A 23956-nucleotide genomic window follows, 5' to 3' on the forward strand; every position below is an offset into this window, starting at 1 on the left:
ATTCACGATCCTTACTTTTCCTAACACTGTAATTGGTTAAGCTATATTGAGGTCCAATCTCGCGCGCTAGGTTACACGAGATCACCAAACACAATGTTCAGCACATGTAAATTTCATCACTCATTTGTTTTTTGAATGTTTACTATTGAGCAGCAACAGCCCCTGATTTAGTGCTATCCTCGCCTTGCAACGGCAAAGCTCACTGATAAATAAGGAATGTTTAATGCTCTTAACGCCTGCCATCTGGATATGGTTACCTCTGATTGCAGCAATCTTCAGCGGGTTCACTCGCCATAAACTCATTACCTTTGTTTTATTGGCGGTAGCATTAGTATGCGCGCTTATCTTTGGGCGTGTAGAACCGTTGGCAATGGCTATTTCTACCGTTTTACTTTTGGTTGCTCATTGCATTCCTACTTTAGTGACACATAAGCATAATAAGCTGCTTATCAACCTTTGTTGGACAGTTGTTATCCTGACTTGTGGCCTTCTATTCTTGCATCGCCTACCCGGTTTCAACAATTTACTGGTTTTGGATCATGTCTATGCGGGTCCGCAAAGTCTGCCATTTACGATGTACTTAAATTTGGACAAACCGATAGCGTTTTTTTCCCTGCTGTTAGCTTATCCGCAGCTTTTGGGGAATAAACAGAAACTTCATTTCAAAGGTGTCTTGCTGGCGATAGTTATGCTCGTAAGTTTGCTTCCCTTAGCCTCTTTAACCGGAGGCTTAAAAGTAGAACCTAGCCTTCCTGACTGGTGGTGGCTTTTTGCACTCAACAACTTGATGATTACCTGTGTCGCGGAAGAAGCGTTATTTCGTGGGTTGATTCAACAGTCTCTTTCTCGTCGCTACGCTTGGTGGATCGGTCTGGTTACCGCAAGCGTGTTGTTTGGGTTGGCTCATATTGGTGGTGGGATGTTACTTGCGCTGTTCGCGACTTTTGCAGGTTTAGGATATGGACTAATATTCCATTTCACCGGACGACTTTGGTGCTCAGTACTTGCCCACTTTGCATTTAACTTTGCTCATCTTGTTTTCTTTACTTATCCTGCATTGGCACATTGAGTGGTAGTTGTGGTAACAATGCACTCAATGAGTTCAGGCAGAATTCTAAGTAACTGGTTTATTCGGCACTTATCATTTGTTTCGATACGTTGTATCGTACGCAGTCTTAACAGGATTAACGTCTTAGTTTCCGTAGCCAAACGCATTCAAACAAGAGAATTCAATATATGTCACAACGTAACATCAAATTTATTGCAACCGATATGGACGGAACACTTCTCAACGGCCGCGGACAGCTTGACCCTGAATTTTTTACGCTTCACCCAAAGCTCGTCGAGAAAGACATCATATTTGCCGCGGCTTCAGGCCGACAGTACTACAGCTTGCTGGATACCTTTTCAGATGTGAAAGACCAGATCATGTTTATTGCTGAAAACGGCACCTTGGTGATGCATAAAGGCCAAGAGCTTTACAGTCTGCCTTTAGACTCAGCAGTCATTAATGATTTGATTGCAGCAGCTCGTTCGATCGACGGCGCACACATTGTTCTTTGTGGTAAACGTTCCGCCTACATAGAAACGGAAGATCAACGTGCTCGAGAGGAAGTGCAGAAATACTACCACCGTTGTGAAATCGTTGAAGATTTAACGACTATCGAAGACGATTTCTTGAAAGTTGCAATTTGTCACTTTGAAGGTTCAGAAAAGCATGTTTTCCCTGTGATTAACCCTGCTTTCGGTGATACTCAAAAAGTCGTGGTCAGTGCAAAAATCTGGCTAGATGTAATGAACCCTGCCGCCTCCAAGGGCGACGCTATTGCCTATCTGCAAAATCAACTTGGCTTTACTTCCCAAGAAACGATGAGCTTCGGTGACTACTTTAATGATGTGGAAATGCTACAAGCCAGCTACCACTCTTATGCGGTAGAAAACGCCCATGAAGAGGTTAAATCTTTTGCTCGCTTCAGCGCACCGAGCAACGACGACAGTGGCGTACTAGTGGTGCTAAAAGAATTATTAAAAGAACTCGACTAACGATCACTAGCAAGTAAAGGACAAGAAGAGAGCCATACAGTCTTAAAGCTCATTTTCGTCTCGTGCTAAACGGGCTTGTGCAATAGTACAGCCCGTTTTGTCCATCAATTCTGCCAGAGTAATATTTTCATTTTTCGAAATCAGAGCGGCTAACCGTTCAGGAAGAGAAGCTTGCTCATAAGGTTTCAGAGCCTCACTGATTTTTTCAACTATGAATGGCGTATCTGTAACTATGCCAGCGACTTTAAGCTGTTGGTTGTAGTCAGATAGTTGCTCGAAAAAACCTGATATCTGCCAGTTCCTTGAGCGTCGGATCCTTTTAAGCTCACATTTGTGCTCAGTTGCAATTGCTTTTAACTCTTTCGTTTTTTCGCCGCCGATACGTCGAACTAAAGAAGGAAAAAAGACCGTTATTTTTTCGCGCTCAGTACTCAAGGTTTTCAAAACCGCAACCAACACCTTTAAAACACATTGAGCCAATTATCACGTCACTCATCTCCAAACACAACTTTGTTTGCACTCTCCAATTACTAGCACTTTGCTTGTGTATATTGATCTAACAAAGTCGCCGTGGTCACAAATTAAACTGCAATAGATGAAATATTGTTCTATTTATGGAACAAGTCCGTATTCCACAACACGAATAGCAACAAGTCGATAATATGGACATATGTTTGATAAACGGATATATGTTTGTGACACCTAGAGAGCAGCAGATACTCGCCATATTGCGCGAGAACCCAATGATTCAACAACAGGAACTGGCGGATCAACTGATGATCAGTCGCAGTGCGATTGCCGGTCACATCATGAACTTAACCAATAAAGGACTAATTAAAGGCAAAGGTTATATTCTTGCCTCGCAAAAAACTGCGATTGTTATTGGCGGTGCCAATATGGATCTTTGTGGCAAGGCTTCTGTACCTTTGCTCAATGGTGATTCGAATCCGGGCACACTTCATTACAGCCCTGGAGGCGTTGCTCGTAACATTGCGGACAACTTAGCTCGACTTGGTAGCAAAGTCGAATTGATCAGCAGTATAGGCAACGACCAGTGGGGAGAACAATTAGTCTCTGCCTGCATAGATGCAGGCGTTGGTGTTAGCCACCTTCTACGTTGCCAACAAGGCAGAACGGCGACCTATCTCTCTATTCATGACAATGAAGGTGAAATGCAAATCGCACTGAATGACATGAAAGTATTGGAGCAACTCAATGCTGAACAACTGACCAAGCATAAGTCTCTTATCTCACACAGTGATTTAGTTGTAATCGATGCAAACCTGAGTGAAGACGCGCTCTCCTACCTGTTTAACTGTATCGACAATACACGTATCTATGTCGATCCTGTTTCTGCAAACAAAGCGTTAAAACTCAAACCCTATTTAGCTCAAATCGATTTATTAAAACCCAACCTTATTGAGGCCGAGCTTCTTTCCGGTATCAAAGTGACGTCTGAAGATGACTACCCTCGAATTTGCGATGCGCTACATCATCTTGGTGTAAAAGAAGTGGTTCTAAGCCTTGGTTCAAAAGGCATCTTTGCTAGCAACCAAAAAGAGACCTTTAGACTCAAACCAAGAACCACTAGCGTAACTAACGTTACAGGTGCTGGCGATGCATTAATGGCTGGGCTAGCACACGCCACTTTAGAGATGTGGTCTTGGAAAAAGAGTATCGAATTTGCTTTTAGTTGCGCTGAACTTGCAACGCAATCTTATGACACTATCAACCCGCGCATGTCAGACCGCGCAGTCAAACGTTTAATGGAGGTGAACCATGCTGAATGATTTTCTTGATATCCACCCTGAAGTACGCGCTGCATTAGACAATAATCAGCCTGTGGTTGCCCTAGAATCAACCATCATTTCTCATGGTATGCCGTACCCACAAAACGTAGAAACCGCATTAAAGGTTTCGAACACTGTTCGTGAATCAGGTGCAACACCAGCGACAATCGCTATCATCAACGGTCGCCTCAAAGTGGGTTTAACTCCGGAAGAAATTGAACTGCTGGGCAAAGCGGGTCAAAGCGTGGCTAAAGTCAGCCGTCGAGATATCCCGTTTATTGTGGCAGCAGGAAAACACGGTGCAACAACGGTGGCAGCGACTATGATCTTAGCGGATATGGCTGGCGTTCGTGTATTTGCTACTGGCGGTATCGGTGGCGTGCATCGTGGCGCAGAAACCACCTTTGATGTTTCAGCAGATCTTCAAGAACTTGCTCAAACCAATGTAGCCGTGGTTTGCGCAGGCGCGAAATCGATACTCGATCTTGGTCTGACTCTAGAGTACCTAGAAACTCATGGCGTACCTGTGATTGGATATCAAACTGAAAGTTTGCCTGCGTTTTATACCCAATCCAGTGACTTCAAAGTTGACTACCGACTAGATTCAGCGAGCGATATTGCTTCTGTATTAAAAGCCAAGCAGAAGCTGGGTTTAAAAGGCGGTGCAGTTATTACCAATCCAATTCCTACTGAATTTGCTATGCCAAAAAATGTGATTGATAGTGCTATTGAACAAGCTCTGCGCGAAGCGGATGAACAAGGCATTCACGGCAAAGCTTCAACACCGTTCCTACTCGCTCGTGTTTGTGAACTTACTGGTGGAGACAGCTTAAACAGCAATATTCAACTTGTACTTAACAATGCAAGACTGGCATCCGCTATCGCTATCGCTATCGCTTATTGCGCATAGACTGGATAAATACCAGCCCCAAATAGTGCCCACTTATTGAGTGGGCATTGACATATTGCTACCAATCTCAACAACTAAACACTGTTTTTCGAAAGATCGTCCAATTGATCATCGAAGAAGAACTATTCATGATTCGTTGTTTGCTCAGGAATATAGCGATTCAACCGGTCGACTTTTCTATTCTTAGAAAAGAACGCTTCAAACTCAACGAAAATTCCGGGGTTAAGCTTGTAATCATATTCTCTCGGTACTTCGATTTGAGGAGTAACAGTTAGAAATAGCCAGTTCTTATAGAGTTTCTGTATCCAAGAGGCCGATAACCAGATGTTACTCACTTCATCTTCATCATAAGGTAAGACGCTAATCCCTAACGAATACTGCAGAAGTTGTTTTTCGCTCAGGCGATCAAAGTATTGAGCTTGATGGAGAACTTCCCATTTATCATCATCGTAAAGATATTGAGCACTAGAACCGATAGTGAATATCTGCCCCGCGGCTTTGTCGACATCGTAGTAAAAATTCAGAGTACTGAGCGATCCCAGCCCTTTGGAGTTAAAGTAGAAGAATTCCTGACTCACTTGAGTTGTCCAAGTATCCGATATCTCAGCCACCCTATAGATTTCGGTCCGGGCAAACGGATCCAGAGGAAGTCTTATCTTGATGCCGATATCAAAACTGGTTATCCAGTGACTGAGCTTCTCATCTTGAAGACGAATACCACCAAATGCACCTTTTGAATCTGGGTTAGATGTATTCAGACCACGCTGCTTACTCTCTAGATCATCATAATCATCGGGGTCGGTTTCAAAGATAATCTTCCAGTTGTGCTCGGTGTGGGGTAAATCAATGCGAACCGAAATTCTCTCGTCAGTATCTAAGTATCCACGATGCGAATATTTACCGGAAGACACGATCTTGATATAGCTCTTATTTGGAAAAGGTTCTTCATCCTCTTCCTTAGCTAGGCCATGATCGATAAACTCACTAAAGTCCAGTACCAAATCAGACAGGAACTCGTTAGTTTCATCAACCCACGAGAACTCTTCTTCAGTAAGCGGTACTGAATAACGCAAGTCTGAGTTCGATCGCTCGAAATCAGTGGTATCTGGAACGGCTCCAGTTGGTATTGCTAGCGCACAAAATGGCAGAGCTGTAAGTATTGCAATATAAGCGTGTTGAGCTATTGCTTTACAAATTTTTCTTCCCCAAAAAACCTGAACAATCTCTGAATTTTGATGCCTAATACCTGTACGTTTACAAATATTTATATGCAACATAAGTCCTTATTATTTTTTTGTATCAGTTAGGACAATTTCATTAATTCGTATAGATTTATAAATATGGTTGTAGCTTAGCCAGCCTTTAAATGTGGGTCTTATGATAACTAAACATTTATCTATTTTATTACTGCTTTCCCTTGTTACTCTCACTAGCCGCGCGCAAGCTACTGAGGGTGTAAATGGCGAATTTTCTGTTGATATTGGCCCTGTTAACTTAGGTCAGGTAGTTATGTCATCTACTTGTAAAGATAGCACTTGTTTTTATAAGTCGCGTGCTTATGGCGCTTTTTTATTTATCAAAGCGAATGTGATTGAACTGGGTTCATATCAAGAGCTTGATGGTCAAATTGTTCCTCTTTCGTCCAATTACTCTGAGCGAATAGGTTCTGACAGGGAGGCATATACCTACAATTTCAGCTCCCTTGAAATAACCGATCAAGACAGCAAAGCCAAAGTATCTGAGTTGGATAAAAATGCTTATCCATTTATTCCATTGCTAAACCAAGTAACGCTTGATTTAGCTCACGGAGCGCTGAAGAAATCATATCAATATGTGCTGAAAGAGAAGGTTAAAGATGTTGAAGTCGATTCCTATTCCACCACTCAAACGGACAAAGGAATGCTCCATCGCATCACAGTAAAAAACAAAAACCGTGAGATGGAGTTCTTATTTGTAAACAACGGCCAAAAACTTCAGTTTGAGGAATTCAATTATCGTGGCTTTAAAATGTCGCGGATCAAATGAGTTCAGTGAGTAAATGCGTTTACAAAACAACACATCAAAGAAAAAGCCGCTGACCAACAGCGGCTTTTATGTATTAGTTCCGACTAGATCTGACACTTCAATTTGAAAAGAAGAGAGTTACCCACTTTGATTAAAGGTGCTTAATCACTAATCAAAGACAAAAAGAGGTAACTCTCATGCTTCATACTAGCAATCCAATTATCAAACACAAAGCGGGCCTTCTCAATCTTGCAGAAGAACTCGGTAATGTATCTAGAGCCTGTAAGGTTATGGGGGTATCAAGAGATACTTTCTACCGTTATCAAGAGTTGGTTGAGACGGGGGGTATTGATGCTCTGATTAACCGTAGCCGAAGAGCACCGAATTTGAAGAACCGTGTTGATAGTGAAACTGAGCAAGCCGTTATCAAATACGCCATCGACTTCCCAGCTCATGGACAAGTTAGAACGAGTAATGAATTACGTAAATTGGGAGTGTTTATCTCTCCAAGTGGCGTACGCTCAATCTGGCTTCGCAATGACCTAGAGAACTTCAAGAAACGTCTTATCGCACTGGAGAAACAGGTCGCAGAGAACGGTATTATCCTAACAGACGAGCAAGTTGCGGCTCTTGAGCGTAAGAAGCACGATGATGAGGCTTGTGGTGAGATAGAAACAGCGCATCCAGGTTATCTCGGCTCTCAAGACACATTCTATGTTGGCAACTTGAAAGGTGTTGGTCGCATCTATCAACAAACCTTCGTTGATACCTACAGTAAAGTCGCCTTTGCCAAGCTCTACACAACGAAAACACCAATCACCGCAGCGGATATATTGAATGATAAGGTTCTACCGTTCTTTGAGGCGCATGAACTGCCAATGCTGCGAATCTTGACTGACCGAGGCACTGAATACTGTGGTCGTGTTGAGCAGCACGATTACCAGCTCTACCTAGCCATTAATGATATCGACCACACGAAAACTAAAGCGATGTCACCACAAACAAATGGTATCTGCGAGCGCTTCCACAAGACCATATTGAATGAGTTCTACCAAGTGACATTCAGAAAGAAACTGTATGGTTCTATCGAAGAGTTGCAGAAAGATCTGGACGAATGGATGGACTACTACAACAATCACCGTACTCATCAAGGAAAAATGTGCTGTGGCAGAACGCCGATAGAAACATTAGAGGATGGGAAATCAATCTGGGCTGAAAAGAATCTAGCCCAGATATAATCTGACAGGCACCAAGTCGAAAAGTGGGTAACTGTCAGATCAGGTCTGAATTAGTACAGCTTTTACAATAGCTTTCACACTCAAAAATCGACTATTCGAATTTTTTGTCTTTGAAATAGAATTCTTTATCGCGTTCGCCTATCTCACGTAGCACTTTACATGGATTACCCACCGCGACAACGTTGGCAGGAATATCTTTTGTGACGACACTGCCAGCACCAATAACACTGTTTTCACCAATGGTAATACCCGGTAATACAACAGAGTTCGCACCAATCCAGACATTGTCTCCAATCGTCACTGGAATATTAAACTGCGCAACTTTTCTGCGCATTTCTGGATCAACTGGATGACCAGCCGTCGCAATAGTGACGTTTGGACCAATCATCACATAGTCACCAATATAGATATGGGTATCGTCCACCAGCGTTAGATTGAAGTTGGCATATACATTTTTACCCAAATGAGTATGAATACCCCAGTTCGTACGCAAAGGAGGTTCTATGTAGCAGCCTTCACCCACTTCGGCAAACAACTTCTCCATGATTGCTTTGCGCTTTTCAACTTCACTTGGTCGAGTCTGATTGTAATCGTAAAGTACTTCAAGGCATTGCATTTGAGCCTTAGCCAGCTCTTCGTCATCACAGAAGTAAACCTTCTGGCTATGCATTATGTGGGAATTGTCCATAAGAGACCTTTACTTCAAAAAAGAAATCAAAGCACGTAAGTTACTAAATTGATTAGATGATTAATCAGAACTATCTCTCACCTAGGTGACAAATATGCACAAATTGTTCGGTGCTCCCCTACTCAGCTTCAGAAACTAATTCGTAGTTGGTTCGTAATGTTGATCCTCATTAAACGTCTCTTTCACTTCTAAAATAGCTGGAAGTTGTTCAATGAATATTTGCACCAATTGTGGGTCAAAGTGCTTTCCTGACTGGCTTTTCAGGAACTCAACGGCCTCTTCTATTGACCACGCCTTTTTATACGGGCGTTCACTGGTCAGCGCATCAAATACATCAGCAATCGCTGCGATACGCCCTTCGATAGGGATTGCATCCCCAACTAAACCGTTAGGATATCCTGAACCATCCCATTTTTCATGATGAGCTGTGGCAACTTTGTAGGCCAACGAGATCAGCGTCGAACGTGGATTAGAGAGAATATTCCCGCCAATGACCACATGCTTTTTCATTTCAGCAAACTCTTGTTCATCAAGCTTGCCCGGTTTGAGCAGGATATTATCGGGTATACCTATCTTTCCGATGTCATGCATAGTGGTCGCCATTCGCAGCTCTTCGGCATGATCTTCTTCCATACCTAAAGCCATCGCTAGAATTTTGGTGTAATGGCTCATACGTTGGACATGCATACCTGTTTCGTTGTCCTTATATTCAGCAGCTCGCCCTAGCCTTTGAATTAAGTCAATTTGAGTTTCACGTAGCGCTTCAACTTTTACCAAAGACAAATGCGTTTTTACCCGAGCTCTTACAATTGCAGGGATAATCGGTTTAACAATATAGTCAACGCCTCCAAGAGCGAAGCCTTTCTCTTCATCAATGGAATCTCGAAGTGCGGTCACGAATATTACAGGTATGCAGACAGTGCTTGGGTTATCTTTAAGCAACTTACATAACTCGAATCCCGTCATGTCTGGCATCATGACATCCAACAGGATTAGGTCGACGCTCTCCTGCTCCAAACGCGTCAACGCTTCCTGACCAGATCGAGCGAAAGTCAGACGGTAACCTTCCTGCAAAACTTGTCGCATCACTTTGAGGTTTGCCGGTTCGTCATCAACAACAAGGATTCGTGGTAATTGTTTGGTGAACAAAGTCATGTCTTATCCTTCTTGTTGTAGCGTTTCAATAGCGTTGAGAATGGCTCGTTCTGCAGCTTCAAACTCAAATTCTTCAATAGCATTAACCGCATCATTAATGTGTTTCTTGATTATTTCTGGTGAGCCTTGCTTAAGTTTAGCGACGGTCTCATCACGCAGTTCGCCAGCTCTGGTTGCGATTAACCAATCTTCAAGCAGCTCCTGCAATTCGGTGTTTCTTAATGATGACTCTGGTTCAACCGTTTCATCCAAAGCATAGAGAACTTGAAGTTGTTCAATATCACTCATCAACGTATTCCAGAGCTTTTCAATGTTTGTCACAGCAGATCGAGCTTGTGTTGGCATATGAGCATTAACGGCTCTCTCTAGATCAGAAAAGGCATGCAAGAGAGGTATCAAGGCCAGATTTCCGGTTAAACCTTTCAACTTATGGGCTTGTTGACCCAGTTCTGACCAATTTTGCGTATCAATTAGCTCCATCAAGCTCTCACTTAGTGCGGCTTGCTTACTGCTCAAACGAATGAGTTCTCCCAGATATAAGCGCTCATCACCCCAAAGTTTTAGCGCTTTATTCAGGTTCACTACGTTGAATTTTCCAACAGTGCTGTCAGTAGCTGAACCTGAGTTCTGCTCATCCTGAGAGCCAGGTTCAAGATGCAGCACTCTCGCCATCTCTTGAGTTAGAAGAGCAAAATCTACGGGTTTATTTGCAAAACCGTCCATGCCGGATTCTCTTGCTTCCACTCGATCTTCAGCCAAGACACTTGCGGTTAAAGCAATGATTGGCGTACTCGCTAGTTTGTACTGTTTTTCCCATTGACGAATTTGTTTGCTCGCTCCCAACCCATCTAAATTCGGCATCTGGATATCCATCAAGATGATATCCGGTTGCACCGATTTAAACTGAGCAACAGCTTCATGACCATCTTGAGCGGTAAATACTTTATGATTTTGACGCTCAAGAAGGATTCGCAATAAGTTAATGTTTTGCTCGATATCATCACACACTAACACTCGTAAACTTGGCAGATCGAAGATGTGAGATGTGCGAGAAACCGTCGCAGCTTCACTTTTTGGTAGTGGCAGCTCGATGGTAAAACAACTCCCTTTACCCAGTTCGCTCGTTGCTTGAATCGTTCCGCCCATTAACTCAACCAACTGCTGAGAAATAGTGGTTCCTAAACCAGTACCGCCAAAGCGGCGACTCATTGATGCATCGGCCTGCGTGAAAGGTTCAAAGATGGATTTAAGACGAGAAGGATCAATGCCGATCCCCGAATCAATCACACTGAATCGAATCCAATCGGGCTTTTGTTCAACGGCGGAAACCGTCAGCGATACACCGCCACTCTCGGTAAATTTTATGCCGTTACCAACAAGGTTCATCAAAACTTGGCGTATACGATCCTCAGCGCCTAACACGACTTGGGGCAAGTCATCAGCCATTGCCAGATTGAGTTCTATGCCTTTGTTTTTGGCTGAAAGCCATAAAGTTGAAATAACGGTATCAACACAGGCCGCTAGTTTGAACGGTACCTGCTCAATTTCCATCTTATTCTTCTCAAGTTTCGCGCTGTCGAGAATATCGTTAAGAAGATGCAGTAATGAGCGAGAAGAATGCGAAATGGTTTGAAGATGTTTGCGATCCTCGCCTCTGATATCGGAATCCAGAAGAATGTCAGTAAAGCCTATGATGGCGTTCATCGGCGTTCGGATTTCATGGCTCATATTGGCCAAAAACGCCGCTTTACTCTCCGCTGCATGCTCGGCGCGTTGTTTCGCCTCAACCAACTCTTGTTCCATCTGTTTGCGACTTGAGATATCCACCATGACCCCGTCAGCCCAAACCACATTATTATTTTCATCGCGAACAACCATGCCATTTTCTAACACCCAAACGGTATTGCCGTTTTTATGGTGGATGCGGTATTCAATTTCATATGTGTCACGTTCATCGATGTTTGCACGCATGTTCGAGCATAAGTCGCGATCTTTTCCTTCATAAACGCAGTCAGCAAAAGCAACTCTACCTGACAAAAATTCATCCGCGTTGTAACCCGTAAGTTCGACGATGCCTTCACTCAGGAACACAGGTGTCCACTTATGATCGAGCAAACGTCTGAACGAGGATCCAGGAATATTTTGCATAAGAGAGCTTAAACGTTGTTCGCTCTCTCTTAGCTTCTCTTCCATCGCTTTGCGTTCAGAAATATCAGAAACAAATCCAACAAACAGTGTTTCTCCACTTTCCAAACTTACTCGACCGACAGCTAATCTGACAGGTATTAACTCACCAAATCGATGACGAGCGTATAGCTCTCTTGGAGAGCCTATTATTTGTGCCTTGCCGGTACTGAAGTAGTTTTCTAAGTAGGAATCATGCTGATATTGATGGTTGGACGGCATTAGCATAGAAACATTGCGCCCAATGACTTCATGCTCTAACCAGCCAAATATTTTACACGCTGCGCCATTAATACCGCGAACGATACCTTTCGCATCTATTGTAATAACACCATCAGCAGCAGTATCGAGAATAGCCTGAAGCCTCGCTTCTCCCGCTGTTTTCTCTCTTAATAACTGACGGTAGCGAAGCTGAGAGCTGACGTTGACCGCTAAAGTAGAAAGAAGCAGCGTAAAGATTGAAACAATGATGGCCAATTGTGTGTTGTCTTGTTCGGTAAATGGTGGGGTAACACACTCCATCTCTTCAATGAAGCGAGCGGCTTCCATTCCGGTATAGTGCATACCAGAAATTGCACTGCCCATAATAGCTGCACTAATCAAATTAACGTGTATAGAACGTAAGGATGGAAATGCGTGTCGCAATCTAGATCGCGCCGTCAAAGCAATGGTTGCCAATCCAACCGATACAACAATAGACAGTGCAAACCAATATGGATCGTAGCGAAGATCGAGATCCATATTCATTGCTTCCATACCGATATAGTGCATCGCGCCGATTCCCGCACCGACAATAAACCCGTTTCTTAATGTGACTTTCAATGAATACGTTTCATTGATTAACGACTTGAGGACGAAGTAACTCGCTAATACGGCAGGAACGAAAGATAACGCAGTGATATGGTGGTCATATTCCATTTGATGAGGCATGGCAAAAGCAAGCATTCCTACGAAATGCATACTCCAAATGCCACCAGCCATAACAAACGATCCCGAGAGTAAAGCTATCTGTCTGTGGCTTACAAGCTGTATGTGTCTTGCTGTAGATGCTAAACGCAAAGCGAAAAATGATGCCATGGATGCAAGAAAAATCGATACCGCCACAAGCCAAACGTTGTACGTACCAGCAACAAGTTTATCTGGGCTAACATCTACGACAAAAAAGTGGTCAAACATAATCAATAACTCAACATAACAAGCACTGGCTTGAGGCAAGATCACCTCCAGAGCATGCACGTTACTATTGATTACGCATAAAGTTAAGTACTACGTGACGGTTTTAGCATTAAGTATAAAGCCATAATTTTATTGAGGATTTTGGTTATTGAGAGAACTCAACAACAAGTGACTGAAGATAAAACAAAAACAGCTATCGCCTTTATTCAAAGTGATAGCTGTTCATTGTTTTGTGCAAAAATTGTATTACAAACGCTTAGCTGTTTTTTAAGCTCTGTACTATTTTTTTCACCAACTTCTCTAAACATTCTTTTGACGGCTTAGTGGTAGCGAAAGATCTTAAACCATAGATATTCATAACCAGAAAATCACCAAGCAACTCGCAATCTGTATCCGATGGCAGTTCACCGTGAGTCTTAGCTATCTCAATTTTTTTTCTGATATTAACTTTCCACTGATTCAGCATGCCGCAGATGATCGCTTCAACTTCCTCATCTTGCTGCTCAAGTTCACTCAGCGATTTCTGAAGTAAGCAGCCTTTATTTTCATGGCAATCTTTAAATTCAATTATGTCATTCAGATATTTTTCAAAGCCGTTCAAGATGGAATCATTTTCAACGAAGAACTCTTCAAACGACTCGGATTTGGTTTCAGCATAATGATTAAGAGACGCAAGCAACAAACCGCGTTTGTTTTCGAAAGCACAGTAGATTGACCCCGGATGTAAGCCCGTTGCTCGTTTCAAATCCTGCATACTGGTTTTGTTATAACCTTTGGCGATGAACTCATTCATCGCTGAGCGTAAAACATACTCACGGTCAAATTCTGCACTTCTCATTACACTTTGCTCTTCAGCTTTAAGACCCACTAAGTGTACTGGTTTGAATACCCTTTCACAAGATACTTGAACGATCATTCAAAAAATAACTTGAATGTTCATTCAAGAAAAGGTTAGCATGTGCACATAAAGTCCATGTAGGACATAAAAGGAACATCAAAATGACAGCAACATTATTTGAAAGCTATAAGCTCAACGACAAAATTACACTTAAAAACCGCATTGCAATGGCTCCACTGACTCGTTGTATGGCAGACGCAAACTTAGTTCCGACAGACGCAATGGTCGAGTACTACGCAAAACGTGCTGATGCTGGTTTGATCATTTCAGAAGCGACAATTATTCGTCCTGACGGCCAAGGCTATCCAAACACTCCGGGACTCTACACCGAAGCACAAATTGCTGGTTGGAAAAAAGTAACAGACGCAGTACACGTAAATGGCGGAAAGATCTTCGCTCAGCTATGGCATACCGGCCGAGTGGCTCACCCTCACTTTTGGGGTGGTGAATATGTGTTAGCACCTTCTGCAGTAGCGTTCGACGGAACCGTTCCTCGTATGCGTGAATTGGTTTATACCGTTCCTAAAGAAGCAACGAGCGAAGAAATCGCACAACTTGTTGAAGACTATGCACAAGCGGCTCAAAACGCGATTGAAGCAGGTTTTGATGGTGTTGAAATTCACGGTGCTAACGGTTACTTAATTGACCAATTCCTACACTACGATACAAACCATAGATCTGACGAATTTGGTCAGACTGCGGAAAACATGTCTCGCTTCCCGCTTGCCGTTATTGATGCTGTAATTGCACGTATCGGCGCAGAACTGACCGGTCTACGTGTGTCACCTGCCGGTTATGCTCATATGACTACAGATGCACGCGATCGTCAGGTGTTCGACTACTTCCTTAAAGAAGTTGAAAAACGCGATTTAGCTTACCTTCACGAAGGCATGTTTGACGACAGCATGGAATTTGATTTCCTAGGCGGAAAAGTATCTGAATACATGCGCAAAGCGTACTCTAAGACCCTAATGGCGGTTGGTGGATACAATGCAGAAACAGGTGCTGAAGCAATTAAAGCGAACAAATTTGACCTGCTGGCTATTGGTCGTCCTTTCATCGCAAACCCCGACTACGTAAGCCGTGTACAACAAAATAAAGAACTTGTTGAATACGATGCTGCAATGTTAGAAACCTTAGTGTAAGGTTCTAATACTTTGAATATTTAACGGCCCGATAAGGGCCGTTAATCTATCTTTAAGATACAAAGAAATTGAGAACTCTGAACCCACTATCAGGAATTTTGTGCAATGGATCTAGCTACCCGACTCGTCATGCTTTTGGAAGTGCATCAACAAGGTTCATTTGCTAAAGCCGCAGAACTCCGAGGGATTGATCGTTCAGTTCTCTCTAAACAAATCAAAAAGCTAGAAGATTCATTAGGTTTACGCCTTTTGAACCGCTCCACTCGCTCATTATCCTTTACCACCGCTGGACTAGAAATCGTTAAACAAGCGCAAAAAATCCGAGATACCCTCGATGAAACTCATCATCTTGCGAATACTTTTAACGAGGAGCCAAGAGGCGTTTTAAGACTCTCCAGCACTCAACTATTTGGCCGAACTTATCTTAAAAAAGCGGTTATAAAATTCCTGAAAAAGTACTCGCAGGTCAGTATCGAAGTCATTCTGGATGATAGAAAAGTTGACCTTATTAGCGACCGATTCGATATCGCATTTCGCATTGGTATTCCTGATGATTCCAACCTTGTAGCGAAGAAACTTGCCGACCATAAAATGGCAATCTTAGCATCGAAAGACTTCATCGAAGAACATGGATATCCAGAGAACCCTGAACAACTAGCAGCACTGCCTTCGGTTATCTATTCAAACCGTTCTTTTACGTTAGACAAGGTAAAACTTTTCTCTGAAACTGAAGATGAATCGTTCACTCTTAATGCCCAAGGGCGTTACCGCGTGAATGAAGTTGAGCTGTTAATGGATGCCGCTCAAGAAGGATTAGGCTACGTCATTGTTGGACAGATGATGTTAACCAAAAATATTGATGATTTAGGGTTAATCAAGCTGTTACCTGATTTTCAAGTCTCATTCACCGGTGGTCTTTACGCTCTCTACTCACATCGAAATCCACCGCCACTAGTAAAACTTTTCATCGAAACCGTTCAAGACACCATAGGAACCCCACCAGTTTGGGAATCCTACCTCAACGATTAACCTCTTGCCTCTTCATTTTTCAAATAATACTTACTAAAAATCAATAAGTAAGGGGTTATCTGCGCCCTTTTTTCACCACAACTATTTATCTCACACCATTAGGCAATTTTTTACTCTCGACTTCAGAAAAAATTATATTGACGAGTAGATCATCGTTCGAAATTTCAACCCCTTCATTGGTGCCGTTTTGTCCATAGTAAAATGCCAAAAGTGATCTTCATCACACTTAAAAATTTACTCATAATGCACCCATCGAATGACAGATAAGTCTGACATTCCGTAAGAAACAATAAAGTCTATTCTTCAAAGGTGAATATTATGAACAAACTAATGACCGTAGCAGCAGGCCTACTTTTATCAACATCAGCTTTTGCTTCTAACGTAACGCTTCACAACGATACAACTGTAACTACTTCAAGTTTTGCTACTAAAGCAGAAGCTTTAGATGCAGGTTTAAGTGTTGCTCAAAACTTATCAAACATGAGCCAAACTGAACTGCGCATCCAACTACCAGTTAACGCTTACCAAAATGTAAACAACATCAGTATCGATAACACAAAAGTAAAAGTTGAAGAGTTCGCTCAAGTACGTGGTGAAGTTCAGTACCGCGCTATCGTAGATGTGGATTACCACTTCGACGCGAAAGAATCACGTTAATCAACACATTTAAACAACTTATAACACCCAGAATTCAAAAGGTATTTATCATGAAAAACACAATTATCCTTGCATCAGGTCTACTACTTGCTTCATCAGCGTTTGCTTCAACTACAACAGTTAGTGACAACGCAACGTTTAAAACTGACACGTACAGCTCTAAAGCTGAAGCGTACAATGCAGGTTTCGATCTTTCAGATTCAGTTAAAGCGATGGACCAATCTCAACTTCGTTTTAATCTTCCAGTGCAATCATACACATTGGTTAAGAACATCAATGTTGGTCAATCTGAAGTCACTGTAGAAGAGTTCGCAAACAGCAACGGCGACATTCAATACCGCGCTATCGTTGATGTGGATTATCAATTCAACGCAAAAGAATCAAACTAAGTGTCACTAAGCCTCGAGGATATGGATATCCCACGGCTTACTTTCTTCTCCATAATTTAGTCTTTGCTTTACACGCTAATCTAAAATCCCTTCCTTACCGTCATCTCCTTTAAATTACTCTCATTTTTCAACTCAAACGACTGATTAAAAAATAAACCTTAGTACCAATTAATGTCACATCAAAATGAAACGTGTCGCAATAAAACACCATATAGTGATATATTCGGCGAAGTTAACCGCTGTTAAACAAGCACTAGCCTATTTAGCAGTAAAAGGAATTTATAAAGGTAATGCCGTGGAACTACAAAATCTCTCTCGACCTGAATTAGCTATTGTTTGTAAGCTTTTTGGTGCGCTTTTTTATTACCCTCCCAGAGATTTTAACCAATTCCCTTTTGGAACCTACTTTGAGGAAGATGAAGTAGAAACGCCAATCAAAGAAGTGAATCAGGTTTTGAACAGCTTCAAGTTTACCAATCAAGATACGCTTCAAGATGAACACGATCGATTGTTTACCATCCAAGATGATATGCCAGCCCCACCTTGGTCATCGATGTATCTTGATAGAGAGTCGATCTTATTTGGTCATTCACATAAGAAATATTGTGAGTTCATTGAGCACTGCGGTTTGGGTCTTCGTGAAGATGTAACCGATCCAGAAGACCATATCGGTCTGATGCTGATCATACTGGGTATGTTGATTGAAGATGAGCAAGAGCAACATGTAAAAGAGATGCTGGGTGACTACCTTGTTACATGGTCTGGCTACTACTTTTCCAACCTGAAAAAATGTGCAGCTGGCAGTGTTTATTGTGAGTTAGCAGATCAAGTAAAGCGACTGTTGGAACTGCTTTGTACAAGCTACTCCGCTCAAGTACAAATTAAGAATAACTACTTTCATCCAGTTAGGGCTTAGTTAAATTTACTATGCAACAAATCTATTTAGCAGGCGGCTGCCTTTGGGGTGTTCAGGAGTTCATTAAGTATGTTCCTGGCGTGATTGATACCTTAGCTGGTCGCGCCAACGGCACCACCCATTCAACCCAAACTGAATATGATGGCTACGCAGAATGCGTTCGAGTCCAATTTGATGAAGAGAGCGTCTCAGTTGAGCAGTTGGTTGAACACCTTTTCGAGATCATCGACCCTTACAGTGTTAATCAACAAGGCCACGATGTAGGTTTGAAGTACCGTACAGGTGTATACAGCGATAACCAGACACATCTTGAAGCCGCGAAACGCTATATTGCCTCACGATCTGACGCAGCAAAAATTGTGGTTGAAGTGTTACCTTTGACCAACTTTGTCCCTAGTGATGAAGAACATCAACATCGCCTGACCCGCGTCCAAGAAGATCACTACTTATGTCATATACCTTGGGATCTTCTGCATAAATACCGTAATGCAAAAAGCCAATAAAAAATGGCTCGTGAGTTAAACTGCACAAGCCATTTTTTGATCAATATTTTTTATTGATACGTTATAAATAGTGCGCGGCACAAAGTTTATTGCCGAATGGGTCACGAAGATAAGCTAAGTAAAGCTTTTTCTCATCGATAACACGCACGCCTGGTGGCTCTTCACACGTAACACCACCATTTTCAACCCCAGCCGCGTGCCATGCGTCTACCAACTCAGGGCTATCAACTTTATAGCCGATAGTCATACCGTTGCCGTGTGTAGTCGCTTCGCCGTTAATAGGCTTAGTCAAACCGAGCACACCATTAGAATTGAAGTACCAACAGCGTCCTTTCGCATCAATGACACCTTGCGGATAACTCAAAACACCTAGAATAGCGTCATAAAACGCTTTTGATTTTTCAATATCGTCGGAGCCGACCATAATATGACTAAACATTTTCCTTCCTTAGTGATCCATCAACAATAGACTTGTTGCATATATAGTTACCGTATATTTTAACTACCAGCAATGCCTAATTGAGATAATTGCGTATTCCGGAGCAATCCAGCCACCGTTTCCGGGATTCCCCGGACACCCATTCCGTTTTAATCCGGACACTATTTCCGGCATAAACCAGCCATTTTTCCACTAACTCCGGAATCACTGTCCGGTTAAGCGGAAACCCTGTCCGGTTACTCCGGAATATCCCTCTTTTCTCTTTTAAATCAATCACTCACTATTCTTGTTATGCATATTAACGTAGCAAGGAAGTGATAATGCCGAAAAAGAGAACATCTATGACAAACATCAAAGAGGTATTACGCCTTAAATATGAGTGCCATCTGTCGACCAGAAAGATCGCTTCCTGCACGAAAGTAAGTCGTTCAACCATCTCAGAAATACTGACCCGTTTTGAGCAAAGCGCAATGAGTTGGCCTCTCCCTGAAAGCTGCTCTGATACTGAACTGGCTCAGACTCTCTATCGTGACAAAACAATCAGCGACACAAAGGTGATGCCGGACTTCGCCCAGTGCTTTGTCGAACTGAAACGTAAGGGCATGAGCAAACATCTGCTGTGGGAAGAGTATCTGGCTGAATATCAGGAGAGAGCTTATCGTTACAGCCAGTTCTGCGAGCATTACACTCGTTGGTTAAAGAAGCAGAAACGCAGTATGCGTCAGAGCCACCTGGCCGGTGACAAACTGTTCATCGACTACTGTGGACCAACCATCCCGGTGGTAAACCCTGAAACCGGAGAAATCCGCAACGCTCAGATCTTCGTGGCGACGTTAGGTGCGTCCAACTACACCTATGTTGAAGCCTGTGAAAGCCAGCGACTTGAGCACTGGCTGGAAGCTCATGCCAATGCCTTTGAACACTTCGGCGGCGTTCCGGCGTTGCTTGTACCTGATAACCTAAAATCCGCGGTGACCAAAACGGACCGCTACGAACCCAAGCTCAACGATAGTTACCGCAAGTTGGCGTACCATTACCGCACGGCCGTTATGCCAGCACGCCCTTATAAACCCAAAGATAAAGCCAAGGCTGAGAATGCCGTCCTTATCGTTGAGCGTTGGATCATGATGCGGCTTCGTCACCGAACCTTCCATACCTTCAAAGAGCTAAACCTCTCTATCCGGGAGTTAATGGACTCACTGAACCAAAGACAGATGAAACAACTGGGAGCCAGCCGAAAGGAGCTGTTCGATACTCTGGATAAGCCGGCACTAAAACCTCTCCCCGTACAACGTTATCTCTACACAGAAATCAAACGCGCCAAAGTGGGGCCGGATTATCACATCGAATACAAAAGGCATTATTACTCTGTTCCCCATCAGTTAGTGGGCCAATACGTTGAGCTTGAAGCCACTTCCAGGCTGATACAGATATACCATCAGGGTAATCTGATCTCTCAGCACCCAGCCAGTAAAAAAGAGCATGGGATCAGTACTTATCCGGAGCATATGCCCAGCAATCATCAATATCAAAAATGGTCACCAGAGCGGTTACTTAACTGGGGAGGCCGGATCGGCGCAGCGACACAAGAAGTGGTCAACCGATTACTCATGTCGAAAGCGCATCCTGCGCAAGCCAATCGCAGTTGCCTTGGGCTTCTCAACCTGACGAAAAAATACGGTGACGCTCGCTTAGAGCAGGCATGTAAAGATGCTCTGATGGTGAACAAACCCTATCTCAGGTTCATCAGAAACTTGCTTGAAAATCACCGGGAAGGCCTGTTGTCTTCGACTCCGGAATCCACCCCTGACATCCAACACAGCAATGTGCGCGGACCCAACAGTTATCACTAGGAGAGAATGATGAACACAATAAGCGAACAACTCAAATCACTGCGTCTGAGCCATGCCGCCTCGGCTCTGGAGCAACAACAAGAGCAGTTATCGACCTATGCAGAGCTGAGCTTCGAAGAGCGGTTAAGCCTGCTGCTTGAAAGCGAAGTGTTGGGACGAAATCAGGCCAAAATCCAACGCCTGAAGTGGCAAGCTAAACTCCGGGTCGATGCTCTGCCAAGTCAGATTATCTACAAAGAAGGACGAGGACTTAAGCGTACTCAAATGAGTGAGCTATTAACCGGGAGCTACTTGCACAAAAAACAAAACGTTCTGATCACCGGACCGACGGGAGCAGGAAAAACCTACGTTGCCTGTGCGCTTGCAGCTCAAGCTTGCGACCAGCTCTACAGTGTCCGTTATCACAGGCTCAGCCGTTTACTTGATGACCTGAGTTCAGGTCGCCTTGACGGGACTTACCAAAAGCAACTTCTGGCTCTGTCGAGAAAACAACTTCTGATCTTGGATGACTGGGGAATGGAAAAGTTGAGTCCGGATCATGCGGGTCACTTGCTGGAGCTTCTGGAGGATCGTTATCAAACCAGCAGCACCATTATGATAAGCCAGCTTCCGGTTAAAGAATGGTACAACATGATAGGCAATGCCACGGTTGCTGACGCCTTATTGGATAGGTTAATCCACAACAGTCACCGAATAGAACTCGGAGGAGAATCAATGAGAAAACTGGCGCAATCCGGACAGGTAGAGTAAAAATAGGGTTAGAGAAAAGTTAGGGATATGAGGCGTCCGGTTAAACCGGAGCCGGTGTCCGGAATCACCGGAATACGCAATAATCCGTAAAATCTGACACAACACTAATTTGATCTCGCTATTGTTCAATCGATATTAGTGATTCAGCTTAGCTCAGACCTATCAAAATTAACGTTATAAGCATTTTTCCAATTGTTTAATCTTTAGTTCCAGTAAGATGACCGAAAACTTTAACTTGATTTCTACCAGCCTTCTTAGCTTGATACAAAGCTTCATCTGACTGTTGGACAGCGTTTTCAAACTCAGTTTTATTGAATGGTTTAGCGCAGACACCAAAGCTTGCAGTCACTTGTTCATTCACTGGCAATATATTCGCATTCTGCAAATTAGCTCTCAAATTTTCGGCAATCATGCAAGCTTGTTCGATGGTAACGTTGGTTAACAAGATAAGAAACTCCTCACCACCCCATCGAATAAGTAAGTCACTTTCACGAATATCAGACAAACATTTACTAGCCGCTGCCAAGACTTCATCACCGACCTGATGACCAAATCTATCGTTAATCGATTTAAACCGATCAAGATCGATCAGAATAGAGACAAGTTCTTGATTTCTTGTTTGCATCGCCAACCACTGTTCAAGCATTAATCGATTACCTAAACCTGTTAACTGATCTTTTGTTGCTATGCTTTCTAACTCTTTTACTGCCAGTTCAAGCGCTTCCGTACGCTCCTGAACAATCTGTTCCAAGGTCTCATTATTTCGTTCTAACTCTTTTGATGTCCTTTCTAATTGACGTTCAAAGCGTTTGTTAAGTGTAATGTCACTAAAGCTTCCCACCATACGAATAGGCTTGCCATTCCTATCGTATTCCACCACACGGCCACGATCATGAACCCATAAGACTTCACCATTGGTACGTACCATTCGATGTTCACTATCGTAAAGACCATCAACTTCCAAAGCCTTTTCAACCGCCATCATCATTTTTTCTACATCATTAGGGTGAATAAACTTTTCTAGTACTGACATGTCATGAACACGCATATTACTTTGTAAGCCTAATATGTCACACCACTTGCTATTGTGATGAACCTTGTTATCGGTAATATTCCAATCCCAAATACCGACGTTCGAAGCTTCCATTGCAAAGTTATAACGCTTTTCACTTTCTTCAACCGCTTGATAGGCATTTTTTAGTTCAGTGATGTCATGTGCGATAACCAATAGTAGCTTGTTGCTTCCTTCCGGATCGAGTATTGGTTTTTTAACAGATTGGAAGTAACGAATCTCGCCAGTTTCAGCATGAGTAGACATTTCTATGGTCGTTGTTGTTTTTCCTGACTCTAAAACTTCACGAGCGCTTTGCTCATAGGAAGCAACTTGCTCTGCGTTGTCGTTAAAGTCAGCATCCGTTTTACCCACCATTCGCTCAGGTGTTGTGCCATACAAACTTGCTAAGGCTTGATTGCAGAGCAAAAAATCCCCTTGCCAGTTTTTTATAAAGATAACATCCGGAGATTCATCGATCACAGTTCTAAGTAAGTTAAATCCCGACACCGAGGCCACCAATGCTGGTAGTTCATCGATTTTAGACATAGGGCCTCTAGCCCCACAGTGACTGCACTCTAACGCATGTTTGTCACTGGCGTATTTTTTCACGCGCAATGCATCGCTCTTACAATGCGGACATCGCTTCATATTGGAATGAAAGTAAGTGCTAAAAACCATGGTTACCAAGAACATATTCATTGAGTTAATGAGCATGTTAACAATTCACTCAATACTGCCGTATCAGGATAGAGCTTAGAGGTTTGTAGGAAAAAGGAGAGCCATCTTATTTTGCGTAAAGAAGCCCAAAATCATATTAATTGAACGACTCAAGTACGCTTTAACTATTAATAGCTGGCAAGATTCGCCGTATTCTCAAGAGTTCAAACTTCATCACAATTACAACTTTTCATTTTGTTGGATTATTACATCATTGTTAGGTTGTTTTTGTTACACAAACTGTATGCAAACAAACCGAACAGAACACCTTTTGATTATATTAACCCTTAAGATTACCTGTGTATTACTTAGTTTCTCAGTAAATATTTCTAGCTTAGATTAAATTGTTGTTAAAAATAATTTTAAAATTGTGTAACATTCAACCCTGTTTTGGTTGTTTACTTACTACGAAAACAAC

Annotated in this window: 22 protein-coding genes; 14 read left to right on the top strand and 8 right to left on the bottom strand. The window is 42.7% G+C overall.

The genetic code is table 11. From position 1 onward, the window contains the following. Positions 1-223: 223 nt before the first annotated feature. Both AAGA51_RS17945 and AAGA51_RS17950 read left to right on the top strand, forming a co-directional pair. Positions 224-1069, top strand: a complete 846-nt coding sequence (locus tag AAGA51_RS17945; RefSeq protein ID WP_042486969.1) for a CPBP family intramembrane glutamic endopeptidase — start codon at positions 224-226, stop codon at positions 1067-1069. Positions 1070-1236: 167 nt separating this feature from the next. Beyond that, positions 1237-2043 (top strand): Cof-type HAD-IIB family hydrolase, encoded by an 807-nt coding sequence (locus AAGA51_RS17950; RefSeq protein ID WP_042486965.1) that lies wholly within the window; start codon positions 1237-1239, stop codon positions 2041-2043. Between the two features lie 42 nt (positions 2044-2085). Here AAGA51_RS17950 and AAGA51_RS17955 read toward each other — a convergent pair whose 3' ends face one another. Next, the gene (locus tag AAGA51_RS17955) at positions 2086-2523 is read right to left on the bottom strand and encodes a ribosome recycling factor family protein (protein WP_342291633.1); all 438 of its coding nucleotides are present in this window, start codon (positions 2521-2523) and stop codon (positions 2086-2088) included. Between the two features lie 194 nt (positions 2524-2717). On the opposite strand from AAGA51_RS17955, the gene AAGA51_RS17960 reads away from it, so the two are divergent. Together AAGA51_RS17960 and AAGA51_RS17965 are read left to right on the top strand one after the other, a co-directional pair. Beyond that, positions 2718-3833 (top strand): PfkB family carbohydrate kinase, encoded by a 1116-nt coding sequence (locus tag AAGA51_RS17960; RefSeq protein WP_255209388.1) that lies wholly within the window; start codon positions 2718-2720, stop codon positions 3831-3833. Next, the gene (locus tag AAGA51_RS17965; RefSeq protein ID WP_042486963.1) at positions 3823-4743 is read left to right on the top strand and encodes a pseudouridine-5'-phosphate glycosidase; all 921 of its coding nucleotides are present in this window, start codon (positions 3823-3825) and stop codon (positions 4741-4743) included. Before AAGA51_RS17960 ends, AAGA51_RS17965 begins: the two co-directional genes overlap by 11 nt. A gap of 122 nt (positions 4744-4865) precedes the next feature. On the opposite strand, the gene AAGA51_RS17970 is transcribed toward AAGA51_RS17965, so the two are convergent. Further along, a complete protein-coding gene (locus AAGA51_RS17970; protein WP_052404612.1) occupies positions 4866-6020 on the bottom strand; it encodes a hypothetical protein in 1155 nt (384 codons plus the stop codon). A gap of 100 nt (positions 6021-6120) precedes the next feature. On the opposite strand from AAGA51_RS17970, the gene AAGA51_RS17975 reads away from it, so the two are divergent. Together AAGA51_RS17975 and AAGA51_RS17980 are read left to right on the top strand one after the other, a co-directional pair. Further along, positions 6121-6768 (top strand): hypothetical protein, encoded by a 648-nt coding sequence (locus AAGA51_RS17975; protein ID WP_042486961.1) that lies wholly within the window; start codon positions 6121-6123, stop codon positions 6766-6768. 176 nt (positions 6769-6944) lie between these two features. Next, a complete protein-coding gene (locus AAGA51_RS17980; protein WP_000903432.1) occupies positions 6945-7985 on the top strand; it encodes an IS481-like element ISVvu4 family transposase in 1041 nt (346 codons plus the stop codon). 91 nt (positions 7986-8076) lie between these two features. On the opposite strand, the gene AAGA51_RS17985 is transcribed toward AAGA51_RS17980, so the two are convergent. From AAGA51_RS17985 to AAGA51_RS18000, 4 genes are all read right to left on the bottom strand, one after another. After that, complete coding sequence (locus AAGA51_RS17985) at positions 8077-8673, bottom strand: sugar O-acetyltransferase (RefSeq protein WP_042490348.1); 597 nt, start codon at positions 8671-8673, stop codon at positions 8077-8079. Positions 8674-8808: 135 nt separating this feature from the next. Continuing rightward, entirely contained in the window at positions 8809-9828 is a 1020-nt protein-coding gene (locus tag AAGA51_RS17990; protein ID WP_042490349.1) for an HD domain-containing phosphohydrolase, read from the bottom strand. A gap of 3 nt (positions 9829-9831) precedes the next feature. Further along, entirely contained in the window at positions 9832-13227 is a 3396-nt protein-coding gene (locus AAGA51_RS17995) for an MHYT domain-containing protein (protein WP_217995521.1), read from the bottom strand. A gap of 217 nt (positions 13228-13444) precedes the next feature. Next, the gene (locus AAGA51_RS18000) at positions 13445-14026 is read right to left on the bottom strand and encodes a TetR/AcrR family transcriptional regulator (RefSeq protein WP_042490363.1); all 582 of its coding nucleotides are present in this window, start codon (positions 14024-14026) and stop codon (positions 13445-13447) included. 161 nt (positions 14027-14187) lie between these two features. Here AAGA51_RS18000 and AAGA51_RS18005 point away from each other — a divergent pair, with 161 nt between their 5' ends. From AAGA51_RS18005 to AAGA51_RS18030, 6 genes are all read left to right on the top strand, one after another. Beyond that, positions 14188-15231, top strand: coding sequence for an alkene reductase (locus AAGA51_RS18005; protein WP_042490350.1), 1044 nt, complete (start codon positions 14188-14190; stop codon positions 15229-15231). A 105-nt stretch (positions 15232-15336) separates the two neighbouring features. Further along, on the top strand, positions 15337-16260 hold the full coding sequence (locus AAGA51_RS18010; protein WP_042490351.1) for a LysR family transcriptional regulator: 924 nt from the start codon (positions 15337-15339) through the stop codon (positions 16258-16260). A gap of 318 nt (positions 16261-16578) precedes the next feature. Beyond that, positions 16579-16917, top strand: coding sequence for a DUF3316 domain-containing protein (locus AAGA51_RS18015; RefSeq protein WP_042490352.1), 339 nt, complete (start codon positions 16579-16581; stop codon positions 16915-16917). Positions 16918-16967: 50 nt separating this feature from the next. Then, entirely contained in the window at positions 16968-17306 is a 339-nt protein-coding gene (locus tag AAGA51_RS18020) for a DUF3316 domain-containing protein (protein ID WP_042490354.1), read from the top strand. Between the two features lie 295 nt (positions 17307-17601). Further along, positions 17602-18222 carry a TorD/DmsD family molecular chaperone gene (locus AAGA51_RS18025; RefSeq protein ID WP_042490365.1) on the top strand — a complete coding sequence of 207 codons (621 nt, stop codon included), beginning with the start codon at positions 17602-17604 and terminating at the stop codon, positions 18220-18222. A gap of 11 nt (positions 18223-18233) precedes the next feature. After that, the gene (locus tag AAGA51_RS18030; RefSeq protein ID WP_042490355.1) at positions 18234-18725 is read left to right on the top strand and encodes a peptide-methionine (S)-S-oxide reductase; all 492 of its coding nucleotides are present in this window, start codon (positions 18234-18236) and stop codon (positions 18723-18725) included. A gap of 61 nt (positions 18726-18786) precedes the next feature. Here AAGA51_RS18030 and AAGA51_RS18035 read toward each other — a convergent pair whose 3' ends face one another. Further along, on the bottom strand, positions 18787-19164 hold the full coding sequence (locus AAGA51_RS18035; RefSeq protein WP_042490357.1) for a VOC family protein: 378 nt from the start codon (positions 19162-19164) through the stop codon (positions 18787-18789). A 320-nt stretch (positions 19165-19484) separates the two neighbouring features. Between AAGA51_RS18035 and istA the strand changes: the two genes are divergently transcribed. Next, complete coding sequence (gene istA, locus AAGA51_RS18040; protein WP_337165989.1) at positions 19485-21017, top strand: IS21 family transposase; 1533 nt, start codon at positions 19485-19487, stop codon at positions 21015-21017. Between the two features lie 9 nt (positions 21018-21026). Beyond that, positions 21027-21767: an IS21-like element helper ATPase IstB gene (gene istB / locus AAGA51_RS18045; RefSeq protein WP_337165987.1), complete on the top strand. Its 741-nt coding sequence runs from the start codon at positions 21027-21029 to the stop codon at positions 21765-21767. 196 nt (positions 21768-21963) lie between these two features. Here istB and AAGA51_RS18050 read toward each other — a convergent pair whose 3' ends face one another. Further along, positions 21964-23367 (bottom strand): sensor domain-containing diguanylate cyclase, encoded by a 1404-nt coding sequence (locus AAGA51_RS18050; protein ID WP_052404580.1) that lies wholly within the window; start codon positions 23365-23367, stop codon positions 21964-21966. Between the last annotated feature and the right edge of the window lie 589 nt (positions 23368-23956).

Source organism: Vibrio diazotrophicus, from assembly GCF_038452265.1.
GTDB classification, from domain to species: Bacteria; Pseudomonadota; Gammaproteobacteria; order Enterobacterales; family Vibrionaceae; genus Vibrio; species Vibrio diazotrophicus.